Raw genomic sequence first — 13638 nt, forward strand, 5'->3', positions numbered from 1 at the left:
GGGCCCTGGGGCCGACGCTGGGGTCATCCGCCTGCACCGTTGTCGAGACCGAGCAGGCAGCGCGTACCATGCGCCCATCACCGGTATCCGCATTTGCCTATGTGAATCGCGATCGTCGTCCTCTCGGACCGCCGGGCTTACTTTCGCCGCCGCGCTCTGGTGCGGGCTGCTTTCTTTGCTGCGGCCGAACGAACGGCCGATCCCTTGGTTTTTGCCGCCTTGCGCGCCGCGGCCGAGCGGGCCGATGCAGAACGCCGCGAGGCCGCGCGCCGCGTTTGTTTCGACAGCGCCGTGTGCGACGCCGCGCTGCGCGATTCCCGTTTCAGGACGTTGGACACCGCTCGCGAGACGCGCGGCCTGCGTCTGGTCTTTCGTTTGCCCTGGCCCGCCTCATAGGCGTACTCCGCGCTCTTGCGGGTGGTCGCCTTGGCCGCGCCTTTCTTGGGTGGACGGAGCGGAACGCCCGCGCGCCTCGCCTTCGACAGGCCGATTGCAATGGCCTGTTTGGAAGATCGCGCGCCGTGCTTGCCGCGGCGAACCTTGCGAATTTCCTCGTGCACGAACTCGCCCGCCTGGGTGGTCGTCGACCTTCCCGCGCGCCGGTCCTGTCTGGCCTTTTGCATCGTCTTTCGTTCCGGCATCATCGTTCTCCCGTTGCCGATTTCGGTTTCCGGGACATCAACGTCCGGCTCAAGCAAACGGTCCTTCAAGCATCGATTTAGCCACGGCCGCAGGAGCGCCTCTCGTCGATCCTAGGTTCCCGGGATCAAGGCTGCGCAGTGGCGAGCGATCATTGCTTCCTCGTTTGTCGCCATGACGAGCACGTCCACCGAACTGTTCTCGCCAGCAATGTGCAGCTCTGCCGCGGCGTTGGCGGATGGATCGAGCTGGACACCCAGCCATCGCAGGCGTTCGCAGACCTGGCTGCGAACCTCGCCCGCGTGCTCGCCGATACCGCCGGTGAACACCAGGCATTCCAGTCCGCCCAGCGTGCCAGCCATCGCGGCGACCTGTTGCGCGATGCGGAACGTGAAGAGATCAACCGCTTCCTTCGCGGCGGGCTCCTGGCTTGCGAGCAGGACACGCATGTCGGAGGAGATGCCCGAAACGCCGAGCAGCCCCGATTGGTGATAAAGCAACTGCTCAAGGTCGTCGACCGACATGCCGTTCTGCTGCTGGAGGTAAAGCAGAACGCCCGGATCGATCGTGCCGCAACGGGTCCCCATGACCAGGCCGTCGAGCGGCGTCAGACCCATCGTGGTGTCGATGCTCCGGCCGTTGCGCATGGCGCACAGGCTCGCGCCATTGCCGAGATGCGCCACCACGGTGCGCTTTGCGGAAAACTCCGGCGAGATGTCGGCAAGGCGGCCTGCGACATATTCAAAGGAGAGCCCATGAAAGCCGTAGCGCCGAATGCCGGCGCGTTCGAGATGTCTCGGGATCGCAAACCGATTGACGGGCGGCGCGAGGTCATGATGGAACGACGTGTCGAAGCATGCGACCTGCATCAGTTCCGGTCGGATCGCGCTGATTGCCCGGATTGGCGTCAGGCACCGAGGCTGATGCAGCGGCGCCAGCGGGGTGAGGGCGTCGAGGACGGCAAGCACCGTCCGATTGACTTCGACCGGTCGCGAAAATTCGCGGCCGCCATGTACGACGCGATGCCCGACGGCACGCAGCCGCTGGCTGAGATGATGTTCGATCCGTGCCAGGACGTCGGCGAGCAGCCGATCGGGCGGCGCATCTGGTTCGGCTTGCTCCAACGCGAACGACGCGCGGCCGGCCGGATCGGTGAAGACCAATCGCGAGGCGCCCTCGTGCTCATCGATCTGCGCCTTGCAGAGCAGCTTGGGATCGGCATGCGAAGCATCGAAAACGCCGAACTTGATGCTCGACGAGCCGGAGTTGACGACCAGAACCGCATTGGAGGTCGGCATGGCTCAACCGCCGGATTTGGCAGGGGTGGCGCCGCCGGTGCCGTTCGGCCAGACCCAGTCTCGAACCTCCGGCATGTCCTCGCCATGCTCGCGCACATATCGCGCATGCGCGATCAGGGCATCCCGGTATCCTTGCTTGATCTGTGCGGCCTTGGTGGCGAGCCCCGGCACGCGCTCGATCACCTCGATCGCGAGATGATAGCGGTCGAGCCCATTGAGAACGACCATATCGAAAGGTGTGGTCGTCGTGCCTTCCTCGACAAAGCCGCGCACGTGCATGTTGTCGTGATTGGCCCGGCCATAGGTGAGCCGGTGGATGAGATACGGGTAGCCGTGGTAGGCAAAGATGACGGGGCGATCGCGCGTGAACAGGCTGTCGAAGTCGCGATCGCTGAGGCCATGAGGGTGCTGTTGCATCGGCTGCAGCGTCATCAGGTCGACGACGTTGACCACGCGGATCTTGAGGTCGGGGAGGGCCTTGTGCAGCAGATCAACGGCGGCAAGCGTCTCCAGCGTCGGAACGTCACCCGCGCAAGCCATCACGACATCGGGCTCGCTTGTGGCATCCCCGGTTCCGGCCCACGTCCAGATGCCAATGCCAGCGTCGCAATGGGTGGCGGCGTCCTGCATCGAAAGCCATTGCGCGGACGGTTGTTTGCCGGCGACAATGACATTGATCCGACCGTAGGTCCGCAGGCAGTGATCGGCGACCCATAGCAGCGTGTTGGCGTCGGGCGGGAAATAGACACGGACGATGTCGGCCTTCTTGTTGGTGACCAGATCGACAAAGCCGGGATCCTGGTGGCTGAAACCGTTGTGATCCTGGCGCCAGACATGCGACGTCAGCAGGTAATTGAGCGAGGCGATCGGACGCCGCCACGCTAATTGGCGCGAGACCTTCAGCCATTTGGCATGCTGGTTGAACATTGAATCCACGATGTGGATGAACGCTTCATAGCAGGAGAAGAAGCCATGGCGTCCGGTCAATAGATAGCCCTCCAGCCAGCCCTGGCAGAGATGCTCGCTGAGGACTTCCATGACACGGCCGTCTTGAGCGAGATGGACATCATACGGCTCGGTCGGCTCCATCCAGACCCGGTCTGTGGCTTCGAATACGGCATCCAGCCGGTTCGAGGCGGTTTCGTCAGGCCCCATGATGCGGAAATTGCCGGTATCGGCATTCAGCTTGAGGACATCGCGCAGGTATTTTCCGAGCTCGTGGGTCGCTGCGGCGACCGTCTGACCCGGATGCTTCACGTCGACGGCAAATGCGCGGTAATCCGGCAGCCGGAGCTCGCGTTTCAGAAGGCCGCCATTGGCGTGCGGATTGGCGCCCATCCGGCGGTTCGCGGTCGGGGCGAGGGCCTGGAGCTCCGGGATCAGCGCACCATCCTTGTCGAACAGTTGCTCTGGATGATAGCTGCGCATCCAGTCTTCAAGCAGCCTGAGATGCGCGGGGTTGTCGCGGACTTGCGCGATCGGCACCTGGTGCGCGCGCCAAAAGCCCTCGACTTTCAGCCCGTCGACCTCCTTCGGACCGGTCCAGCCCTTCGGACTGCGCAGCACGATCATCGGCCAGCGCGGCCGCTCCGATCGTTTGCCGCCGCGCGCCTCGGTCTGGATCTTGTGAATGGCTGCAAGCGCCTCATCGAGGGCAGCGGCCATGGCGCGATGCATCGGCATCGGATCGTCGCCCTCGACGAAAAGCGGCTCATGTCCGTAGCCGCGAAACAGGCTGCGGATTTCATCGTCGCCCATCCGCCCGAGCACCGTCGGATTGGCGATCTTGTAGCCGTTGAGATGCAGGATCGGCAGCACCGCGCCGTCGCGCGCGGGATTCAGGAACTTGTTCGAGTGCCACGATGCAGCCAGCGGACCGGTTTCCGCCTCGCCATCGCCGACGACGCAGGCCACGATCAGATCCGGATTGTCGAACGCCGCGCCATAGGCGTGGACCAGCGAATAGCCGAGCTCGCCACCCTCATGAATGGAGCCGGGCGTTTCCGGTGCTGCGTGGCTTGGGATACCGCCGGGGAAGGAAAACTGCCGGAACAGTTTGCGCAGACCGTCCGTGTCTCGGCCGACATCGGGATAGATCTCGCTATAGGTGCCTTCGAGATATGTGTTCGCCACCATGCCCGGACCGCCGTGTCCCGGACCGCAAATGTAGATGACGTTGAGATCGAGCGCGCGAATGACCCGGTTGAGATGGGCATAGACGAAGTTCAAGCCCGGCGTGGTGCCCCAATGCCCGAGCAGGCGGGGCTTGATGTGTTCCTTGCGCAACGGCTCGCCGAGCAGCGGATTGTCGAGAAGATAGATCTGGCCGACCGAAAGGTAATTGGCGGCGCGCCAGTAGCGGTCGAGCAGGTCGAGATTGCCGGCGGTCGTTCTTTGTTCGATGGTTGCTTTCATGGAGCCAACTCCTCCCCAAAACTATCACAACAGCTACAGGTTGATCCGCCGGTGATGATCGTGCTCGACTGATGGCGGGGCCGGGCGGGACGTCGGGCAGCGATAGCGGCGGCGGTTCTTGGCTGCGGTTCTTGGCTGATGCATTGCGTTCGCCGGCTCCAACCGCAGGCGCCGACCCTCGTTCCTTCGTTTGCCGCCTTGGAGCCGCGCACCCGCACACCCTAGCGGTGACGGCGACTGGTTTGTTCTTCGGCATCGGCAAACGAGCCATCTCCGGGCGGGATCACCGGTCTCTCATATGTAAATGCCGGAACCAGGCAGAGAGATGACAAGCGGCAGCGACTGATGTTTCGACCGCGATTCGATATCCGCCATAGTCAGCCGAAGGTGCAGTTGATGAATCTCATCGACCGCTACTTTTTCGCCGCAACGATCACTGTGACAATTGTACTCTGGCTATACCTCGGGTTGCTGGTGGCCGGTAGCTGACGGCGCGCGCCTGGAAAATCGGGACCACCCTCCGCCTTGAATTCCCGCTCTTTGAAATGGGCCATGACCGCTGTCCTAACGGTGGGCGGAACGACGCGCCTGGGAAACCCAACCGGCGGGAGAACGTTAACGCCTCGATCATCCGCGAAGATCAACTGGCAGAGGTACTGCTATGCGTACGATCTTGATCGTGGAGGACGAGTATTTCATTGCCGATGACTGTGCCACGCTGGCACGACAGGCCGGCTATCACGTCGTCGGCCCGTTCGCTTCGATCGACGAAGCCCGCCCGCACGCGTCCGGAGCGTCCGGCGCGCTGATCGACATCAACGTCAATGGAACCTCGTCCTACAAGTTGATCGATACCCTGCTTGCGATGGGAACACCGGTCACCCTGTATACCGGCTACGACCCCAGCACGCTGCCCGAGAAGTATGGGCACCTCCCCGTGGTAACCAAGCCGCGCGGGTGTGCGGAGGCTCTCGGGATCTTGTGCAAGCAGATGAGCGTCGCCGAATAGCCGGCGAGCTCAACGCAGATCGGTGCACGCGCCGCGGGCTGGCCGCGTCCGATCCGGCAGGACGCCGTCGGAACTGTTTTGCTGAGTTGCCCGTCGGCGCCTGTCGCTTGGCCGAATGGCCATCTCCGGCGCCTCGGGCTTCCGGCACAGCACTTTGTTGGCAACTTTCCCGGTCGAGGTTTGTTGTCTCCTCATCACCGGCCAAGGCTCTGCCCGTAGGCGTCGGTGGCTGAGAGACCGATTGTGCTCCCGCCTGCATAACAGGGAGTACGTCATGCCCATCGAGCGGCAAATCTATCGTCTTTCCAATTACCGTGATCTCGACGATACCGAGCGGATGATCCGGGTCGTCGAGCACGCGCGCAAGCTCCTCGCCGAAAGCCGCGCCAGCACGTTTCTGGGCCGCAAGACGCAGGAACCCTTCCCGCAGGCGGAAAGCCAATATGGAATCCTGAATCCTGACCTGTGTTGAGCTTTCGCACCTTGCGGAGGCGGAACCATGGGGTGATTACCGTGTTACCCCCACCAGGGAGCAGGCCATGAAGCGGCGCATCGACGCCGGCGACGACCGCGGTCGAACAATCTTCGATGTCTCATGAGATACGTTTGTCGCACTGCCTCGGAGCAAACCCGCTTCGGACTTATCACATGACAGGGCGGCGGCAGCGATCGGATGACATGTTTCGTCGATGATCGATCCCCTGTTCGCCCGCGCTCAGCTTGCCATCGAAGAAAGTCTCACTTTGCGCGCACAGAAGCGATCGCTCGCGGATCAGCGAGACGATCAGCTCGCCGAGTTGCGGCAATCGGTGCGTAATTCCGCGAGCACGCGCATGGAGATCAAAGCCCACCGCGACAACGATACGTAAGGCTTTCGCTGGTGCGGGCGGGCACCTGCAATATCCCGACCGGCCGGTGGGTCGACTAGCGGGCGTCGACTAGCGGGCCTTGATGAAGCGTTCGAGATGCATGGAGAATTCGTAGCTCAGCGCCAATCGTCGCCAGGACCTGGCCAGCAACTCGTAATCCTTGCGCGTCCTTTCGACGCCGGACGTCGAGGCCAGACGGTCGGCCTCGTCGGCCAGTTGCCGGCATTCCGCGATCCGATCCGTTGAATCGTGCAGTGTCGTTGTCCTTCCTGAAAACGATGGGAGGATGCATCACGCCGCCGGTTCACCGGAGATCGCGGACCGAGACAATCAGACAATATGAGCGTCACCCGGCCTCAAGGTCCTGAGCTGCGCGACGACGAGGCGCAACTCGTTTGCCAATTGGGCGTTACGGATGCGGGTTTCCGTGACGGTCGAGAGGTCGGCGATCAGCGCGCTCTCTGCGGCCGTCTGCTCCAGCAGCTCGATACGTCTTTCGATCTCGGTCATTACGCACCCCCCGTCCGATATCGTGACCGGGGTATCGTGAGGCCCTCTGCAGACCTCCGCACTAACATTTGCAAATGCTCGAGCGGATTATTCGTGTCCGGCAGCATCATTGCCACGCAGGATCATGCCGGCGAGCCCGTGCGCCATGGCGCGATGATCGAACGGCTTCTCCCACAATGGAACGTCCGCGAATTCGCTGCTCAGCACGATCTTGTCGTATCCCGAGGTGAACACCATCGGCACGCCGCGCGCCTGCAGCTCGCGCGCGACCGGATAGATCATCTGCTTGCGGATGTTTACATCGAGCACCGCTCCATCGATCACGCCGCCGTCTTGAAGGATACGAAGCGCATCGTCGATGTCACCGGCCGGCCCGGCGATATCGGCACCGAGCGCACGCAGCGCGCTGCGCATGTCGTCGGCAAGGAAATATTCGTCTTCGACAATCAGGACGCGCCGTCCGGTCAGGAGAGGGCGTTCGCGCAAAGGTGCAAATTCAGACATGTCGATTCGGGCCGTACCCGGTGTGATGTCGTCGCAAAATTGGAACATAAGCCGAATGCTCGCCTTGTTGTAAACAATATTGGAAAAGGCAGGTTCCATGTCCAATCGGGACATCATCGTCATCGGCGGTTCGGCTGGGGCGACTGCACCGTTGAAGCAGATTCTGGGGCGCCTGCCGGTGGATCTGCCGGCCGCGGTCTTCATCGTATTGCACATACCGTCTCACGGCATCGGCATTCTCTCCACGGTCGCGAGCGCAGCTGGCAAGCTGCCGGTCCGGCAGGCGGAAAGCGGCATGGTCATCGAAAATGGTCACGTCTATCTGGCGGCGCCGGACCACCATCTGCTGATCCAGAACGGCCACCTGATGCTCGGCCGCGGGCCACGCGAAAATCTGGTCCGGCCGGCGATCGACGCGCTGTTTCGCTCGGCCGCACTGCACTATGGACCGCGGGTGATCGGCGTTGTGCTCAGCGGCCTGCTGTCCGACGGCGCGGCGGGCCTGAACGCGATCAAGCGCTGCGGCGGGGTCGCGCTGGTTCAGGAGCCCCAGGACGCTATTTCCGATGAAATGCCGCTCAGGGCATTGGAAGCGACCACGGTTGACCTCTGTATCCCGGGTGCACGGCTTGGCGATGTGCTGTCCGATCTGGTCCGGGAGCGGCCCGGCGCGATCCTGCCGATTCCGCCGGAGATCGTGCTGGAGGTGAAAATTGCGGCGGGCGAGCGCGTCGGCAGCGATACGCTGGTCGAGATTGCCGATCCCGCGCCGCTCACCTGTCCGGGGTGCGGCGGCGTCCTTTCCGAGCTCAAGGTCGGGCACCCGCTGCGATTCCGCTGTCAGGTCGGTCACGCCTATACGGCCGACGCGCTTGCCAAGGAGCAGGAGGGCCGGGTTGACGAGGCGCTTCGGGTCGCACTCCGCATCATCGAGGAGCGCGCCGAACTGGTGCACCGGATGGCCGAGGACGGCCGCCAGAGCGGTCGCCCGGCGGTCGCGCAAATGTATGACGCGCGCGCCGCTGAATATCGCGAATACGCCGATATGATCCGGCGAGTCATGCTACAATCGCTCGATCCGAAGCGACCGGTGCGGAAGGAACCGTGATGGCCAGCGCTGAGCATGCGAACTGGGCCGAACAGCTGCGGTCCGAACGTGCGCTGCTGGTCAAGGCGGACGTCGATATCGAGGAGGGCTGGAGGCGGCTGCGCGGCCAGCAGGATCTGCTGGATTGGCTGCAACGGGCCGGTCACGACACTGTGCAAGCCGAGCGGCTGGTCGGCTTGCTCAAGCAGACCTTGATCGAGTGGGAGCGGCATCGAACCCTGATCGTGCAGCGGGTCGCATATCTCGAGGAGCGGGTGACATCGCACTAGCGCCCGGGAGGAGGATCGGGGATGCGCCTCTGCGCCCTGAACTCCGCTCCAAATTCGAACATGTGGTCAAACTGCTGCAGGACGCGCTGGCGCCAGAGGTCGTTCTCGTCGATGAGGCGATGGGCTTCTGCAGTCGCCCGTTCCGCACGCCTGATCAGGGCTGTGAGCTCTCCGGATCCATCTATCGTCGGGTCGCCTTCCATCACCTAACTATGACCCTTCCGGTTTTGGAGGGCAATCGATCCCGGAGTCGAGGTTCCCGGGAGGTTGGAGAATTCCTACCTATCCCGTTGGGATAGGACTAAACTCTGCTATCAAAAGACGCGGGCGAGACGCCAGCAGGAGAATGAGAGCCGCTGCAATCATGGATGATGTTGGCCAATCCCAGAGCGGAGACGAAGAGCGCCAGTCCAAGGCGCCGCTGATCATAGGTGTGGGCGCGTCCGCCGGCACCCTCGACAGCATCGAGCGGTTCTTCTCGAAGCTGAGGCTCAATCCGGACCAGGCCGTCGTGCTCGTGTTGCAGTACCGGGATGCCATCGAGGACACCCGGTTGCGCGAAGCGTTGCAGCGATCGGAAGGCGCCCGGCTGTCCGAGATCAGCGACGGACAGCTCGTCGAGGGTGGCACGATCCATCTGTGTCCGTCCGACATGATCACCACCGTTCATGGCGACCGTTTCGCGGTCCGGCGCGCCGAGCAGGCGCGCGCCGAGCGGGCCACCATCGACAGTTTCCTGGTGTCGCTGGCGGAGGAGCGCGCCGAGGAATCGATCGGCGTGGTGCTGGCCGGCACCGGTGGCGACGGCACGCTCGGGGTCGCGACCCTGAAGGATCATGGCGGCCTGGCGATCGCCGAGCGCATCGGGGATGGCGAACCCGATCCGCACGCCGAAGGCAATTCGGCCGTCGCGATCGCGGATTTTGTGCTGCCGCCCGAGGCCATTCCCGAGCATATCGACGTCTATGCCCGCCACCTGCGCCGGCTCGAGGAGAAGCAGGGGTTCGACGAGGTGCTGGCCGCGGCGGCAACCTCGCTTGCGCGCATTGCGGATATCCTTCGCAACAAGACCGGCAACGATTTCCACGGCTACAAGCAGAACACCTTCCTGCGCCGCGTCCAGCGCCGCATGCAGGTGGTGCAGATCGACGATATCTCCGCCTATGTCGATTTCTTGAGAAACGACAAGGACGAGGCGCAACATCTGTTCAACGACCTTCTGATCGGCGTCACGGAATTCTTCCGCGACAAGAAGGAGTTCGATGTCCTGGAAACCCAGATCATCCCGAAGATATTCGAAGGGAAGGGTGCCGGCCAGCAGGTGCGTGTCTGGGTGCTTGGCTGCGCGACCGGCGAAGAGGCCTATTCGATCGGTATCCTGCTGCGCGAGCATATGGCCGGTCTCGACTCGGTGCCGCAGGTGCAGATCTTCGCGACTGACATCGACGGGCGCGCGCTCGCCGCCGCGCGCGTCGGGCGCTATCGCACCAGCATCGAGAACGATATGACGCCGGAACGGCTGGCGCGCTGGTTCGTGCGCGAAGGCGACACCTACTGCGTCGTCAAGGAGCTGCGCGAGATGTGCATTTTCTCGCAGCACAACGTCATCAAGGACGCGCCGTTCTCCAAGCTCGATCTGATCTCGTGCCGCAACCTCCTGATCTATCTCAATGCCGAGCTGCAGAACCGCGTCATCCCGCTGTTCCATTTTGCGCTCCTGCCGGACCGGTACCTGTTTCTCGGCAATTCCGAGAACGTCACGCGGCATCCGAAGCTGTTCGCGCCGGTCGACCGGCGCGCACGCATCTTCAAGAAGCTCGAGACCGGGACGCGGCTGCCGCCGGAATTCCCGATCACGACGGCGGCCGGGCGAGCCGCGATCGACATACCACCGGTCCGCTCCATCGGCCCCGATGTCGGCCTCGAGCGCCGCGCCCAGCGCATCGCCGAGCGCTATGCGCCGGCCTATGTGATCACCGACGACCACTTTCACATCCTGCATTTCTCCGGCCGCACCGGCCGCTATATCGAGCCCACCGCGGGCACGGCGACGCTCGATCTGCTGCAGCTCGTGCATCGCGATCTCAGGCTGGAGCTGCGCACGACACTCAGCCGTGCCGCGGAAACCAACGAGGCCGCGCATGCCGAGCAGGTGCAACTCGGCGTCAACGGGCATCGCGTGCTGGTCGACATCACGGCCGAACCAATTCTCGACGGCCCTGCGGGTCACCGCAATTTCGTCGTGCTGTTCAAGGATGGGCCGATCCGCCCTGTGGATCGCGCCGAAACCAATCCCAACGTTCTGGTCAGGACCGAGCATGTCGAGCGGCTGGAGAGCGAGCTGCGCGCCACCCGCGAGCGGTTGCAGGCCACGATCGAGGAGCTCGAAAGCACCAATGAGGAACTGAAATCCTCCAACGAGGAGTATCAATCGCTCAATGAGGAACTGCAATCCGCCAACGAGGAACTGGAGACCTCGCGCGAGGAATTGCAGTCGGTCAATGAGGAGCTGACCACCGTCAACGGCGAGCTGGCGCACCGCGTGCAGGAATTGACCCGCGCTACCAGCGACCTGAAGAATTTCCTCGAGAGCACGCAGATCGCGACCGTGTTCCTGGACAACGATCTGAAGGTGATGAACTTTACGCCGGCGATCACGCATTTGCTGCATCTGGTCGAGACCGATGTCGGCCGCCCGATCGCGCATATCAAGGCGCGTATCCCGATCGAGGAGCTCTACGACGATGTGCGGCGCGTGCTGCGGACGCTGGCCAGCGCCGAGCGCGAGCTGACCGCGCCCGACAGCGGCACGCGCTATATCGTGCGCATCCTGCCGTACCGCAGCATCGACAATTTCATCGCCGGCGTCGTGATCACCTTCATCGACGTCACCGCGATCACGCGGGCCGAGGAGCGGCAGCGGCTGCTGCTTGCCGAGCTGCAGCATCGCGTGCGCAACACGCTCGGCGTGGTCCGTTCGATCGCGCGCCGCTCGGCCGAGACCAGCGCGAACGTCGAGGACTACGCATCGCATCTCGACGGCCGGCTCAACGCCTTCGCGCGGACTCAGTCGCTCGTGACCCGCGATCCGGAAGGCGGCGTCGACCTCGAATATCTCGTGGTCGAGGAATTGCTTGCGTACAACGCGAAGGAAGGCGAGCAACTGAAGGTCGCAGGTCCCAGGATCCGGCTCCAGCCCAAGGCCGCGGAGACCTTCGCGCTGGCACTCCACGAGCTCGCAACCAATGCCTTGAAGTATGGCGCGCTGAGCGATACGGCCGGGCGCATCGACGTCTCATGGCGCATCGATGATGCGGCCGATCCGCGGCAACTGCTGTTCGACTGGCGCGAGCGCAACGGGCCCGCGGTGGCGCCGCCGCGCCGCAGGGGATTTGGATCCGATCTCCTGGAGCGGACGCTGGCGTTCGAGTTCAAGGGCAAGAGCACGCTCGAGTTCAATCCGTCGGGACTGCACTGCACGATCGCCATACCGATGAACCCGCAAGCCATCCATACGCCGAGCATGGGGAGCTAGATGCATCCCCCGATCCTCGAGGGAAATCTGGCGCTGCCGGTGATCCGGCGGCTCAATGCCCTGCGGCAATTGTCCGAACGCGGGATCGCGTTGCTGCAACAGGCGATCCAGGAAGGGCTGCACCGCGCCCGCCCGGGCGAAGACCTCGCCACCGAGGGCGATCCGGTCGAGAGCGTCAGGATCATCCTGTCGGGCTGGCTCTGCCGCTACAAGACGCTGCCGGACGGCCGCCGCCAGATCGTCAATTTCATCCTGCCGGGCGACAGCTGCGATGCCTGCGTTTATCTGCTGTCGGTGATGGATCATTCGATCGGCGCATTGACCCCGGTCACCTACGCCGACATCAAGCGCCCGGCGTTCGAGCAGTTGCTGGCGGGCGACCGTTCGCTGGAGGAAGCGCTGTGGTGCGAAACCATGGTGAACAGCGCGATCCAGCGGGAATGGACGGTCAATATCGGGCGGCGCGTGGCGCTGGAGCGGGTCGCGCATCTGTTGTGCGAACTCTATGAGCGCCTGCTGCCGGTTGGAATGATCGACGGCGATTCCTGCCTGTTCCCGGTCACGCAGATGGATCTCGCAGATGCCACCGGCCTGTCGGTGGTCCACGTCAACAGGACGCTGCAGGAGCTGCGCGGCTCCGGCCTGATCGTGCTGCGCGACCGCATGCTGACGATCAACGACCTGAAGCTGCTCAAGGACACGGCGCTGTTTTCGGCCGACTATCTGCACACCAAGCGGCGCGGCTGAGACGCGGCAAGGCGGCTCTATGCTGCTCTCCCTGAAATCGCGACGGATGCCGGTGCGGCGGGCGCGCGAGGCGCCGCAGGCGTTCGCTGATGCGATCCTTGAAATGTCGCAGCGGGACTGACGCGGAGGCGCGTCATTTTGCAGAGCGCACTGACGATCTGAACATGACAGTGATTTGTCGCGACGAAGACAGCGCGACGGTCGGCCGCGCAAGATTTGGATACGGCTGTTAACATACTTGAACTCCTCTCGCGCGGTGTCGCGCTACGATGCAGTTCGATCCACGAGGGCAGGGAGGCAATCATGCTCGATGGAGAGACGGCCGCAGTGCTTCGCGCGGTGCTCGACGAGGTCTGCGGAGGCGTGCCGCGTTCGGATACGACAAAGCGGACCAACGTCGCCTCTGGATTGCTGCAGGCCATTCGCGAGGGACGCTCGTCAATCGATGAGCTGCGCATCGCAGGCCAGGCCGCGTTGCGCACCGCCCCGAGCATGTGGCGCTAGGCGGTCTGATCGGGCAATCGCAGCGGCACGATTGTGCGTCGCACATTTGCAGACGTTAGTGCCGGAACTGACTTCGACGCGCATGCTCTCGCGAGCTGACGCGCCGACCGGCCGTCAGCGCAACCAGGAGAACCCCGCTACGACCCCAGCTCTCCATCCCTGAGCTGGGGTCACTTGTGTCGAACAGGGAGTGGAGCCACAGCGATCGAGTAGAGCGTCGAGGGCTCCTCG

13 protein-coding genes are annotated in these 13638 nt (G+C 63.5%); 8 read left to right on the top strand and 5 right to left on the bottom strand.

The genetic code is table 11. From position 1 onward, the window contains the following. Window positions 1-137 precede the first annotated feature (137 nt). The 3 genes from J2R76_RS06900 to J2R76_RS06910 are packed head-to-tail and all read right to left on the bottom strand — an operon-like array spanning window position 138 to window position 4352. The gene (locus J2R76_RS06900; RefSeq protein WP_253623866.1) at window positions 138-710 is read right to left on the bottom strand and encodes a DUF6496 domain-containing protein; all 573 of its coding nucleotides are present in this window, start codon (window positions 708-710) and stop codon (window positions 138-140) included. 42 nt (window positions 711-752) lie between these two features. After that, window positions 753-1937, bottom strand: a complete 1185-nt coding sequence (locus J2R76_RS06905) for an acetate/propionate family kinase (RefSeq protein ID WP_253623867.1) — start codon at window positions 1935-1937, stop codon at window positions 753-755. Window positions 1938-1940: 3 nt separating this feature from the next. Then, window positions 1941-4352 (bottom strand): phosphoketolase, encoded by a 2412-nt coding sequence (locus tag J2R76_RS06910; RefSeq protein WP_253623868.1) that lies wholly within the window; start codon window positions 4350-4352, stop codon window positions 1941-1943. Between the two features lie 661 nt (window positions 4353-5013). Between J2R76_RS06910 and J2R76_RS06915 the strand changes: the two genes are divergently transcribed. The 3 genes from J2R76_RS06915 to J2R76_RS06925 all read left to right on the top strand — a co-directional run bounded on the left by J2R76_RS06915 (window position 5014) and on the right by J2R76_RS06925 (window position 6230). Beyond that, a complete protein-coding gene (locus J2R76_RS06915; protein ID WP_253623869.1) occupies window positions 5014-5361 on the top strand; it encodes a response regulator in 348 nt (115 codons plus the stop codon). Between the two features lie 274 nt (window positions 5362-5635). Continuing rightward, on the top strand, window positions 5636-5833 hold the full coding sequence (locus J2R76_RS06920; protein ID WP_057018643.1) for a hypothetical protein: 198 nt from the start codon (window positions 5636-5638) through the stop codon (window positions 5831-5833). A 217-nt stretch (window positions 5834-6050) separates the two neighbouring features. Continuing rightward, complete coding sequence (locus J2R76_RS06925; protein WP_057018644.1) at window positions 6051-6230, top strand: hypothetical protein; 180 nt, start codon at window positions 6051-6053, stop codon at window positions 6228-6230. A gap of 330 nt (window positions 6231-6560) precedes the next feature. On the opposite strand, the gene J2R76_RS06930 is transcribed toward J2R76_RS06925, so the two are convergent. Then, complete coding sequence (locus tag J2R76_RS06930) at window positions 6561-6740, bottom strand: hypothetical protein (protein ID WP_229192086.1); 180 nt, start codon at window positions 6738-6740, stop codon at window positions 6561-6563. An 87-nt stretch (window positions 6741-6827) separates the two neighbouring features. Then, window positions 6828-7367 carry a response regulator gene (locus J2R76_RS06935; protein WP_309143529.1) on the bottom strand — a complete coding sequence of 180 codons (540 nt, stop codon included), beginning with the start codon at window positions 7365-7367 and terminating at the stop codon, window positions 6828-6830. On the opposite strand from J2R76_RS06935, the gene J2R76_RS06940 reads away from it, so the two are divergent. From J2R76_RS06940 to J2R76_RS06960, 5 genes are all read left to right on the top strand, one after another. After that, window positions 7342-8352: a chemotaxis protein CheB gene (locus J2R76_RS06940; RefSeq protein WP_253623870.1), complete on the top strand. Its 1011-nt coding sequence runs from the start codon at window positions 7342-7344 to the stop codon at window positions 8350-8352. The genes J2R76_RS06935 and J2R76_RS06940 overlap by 26 nt on opposite strands. Then, window positions 8352-8621 carry a hypothetical protein gene (locus tag J2R76_RS06945; RefSeq protein WP_057018646.1) on the top strand — a complete coding sequence of 90 codons (270 nt, stop codon included), beginning with the start codon at window positions 8352-8354 and terminating at the stop codon, window positions 8619-8621. The genes J2R76_RS06940 and J2R76_RS06945 overlap by 1 nt, the downstream gene beginning before the upstream one ends. A gap of 364 nt (window positions 8622-8985) precedes the next feature. Next, window positions 8986-12156 carry a CheR family methyltransferase gene (locus J2R76_RS06950; protein ID WP_253623871.1) on the top strand — a complete coding sequence of 1057 codons (3171 nt, stop codon included), beginning with the start codon at window positions 8986-8988 and terminating at the stop codon, window positions 12154-12156. Further along, on the top strand, window positions 12157-12903 hold the full coding sequence (locus tag J2R76_RS06955) for a Crp/Fnr family transcriptional regulator (protein WP_253623872.1): 747 nt from the start codon (window positions 12157-12159) through the stop codon (window positions 12901-12903). It begins immediately after the preceding gene. Between the two features lie 303 nt (window positions 12904-13206). Further along, window positions 13207-13407, top strand: a complete 201-nt coding sequence (locus J2R76_RS06960) for a hypothetical protein (protein WP_028331978.1) — start codon at window positions 13207-13209, stop codon at window positions 13405-13407. Window positions 13408-13638: the final 231 nt, after the last annotated feature.

The sequence above is a fragment of the Bradyrhizobium sp. USDA 4532 genome (assembly GCF_024171315.1).
GTDB lineage: Bacteria > Pseudomonadota > Alphaproteobacteria > Rhizobiales > Xanthobacteraceae > Bradyrhizobium > Bradyrhizobium australafricanum.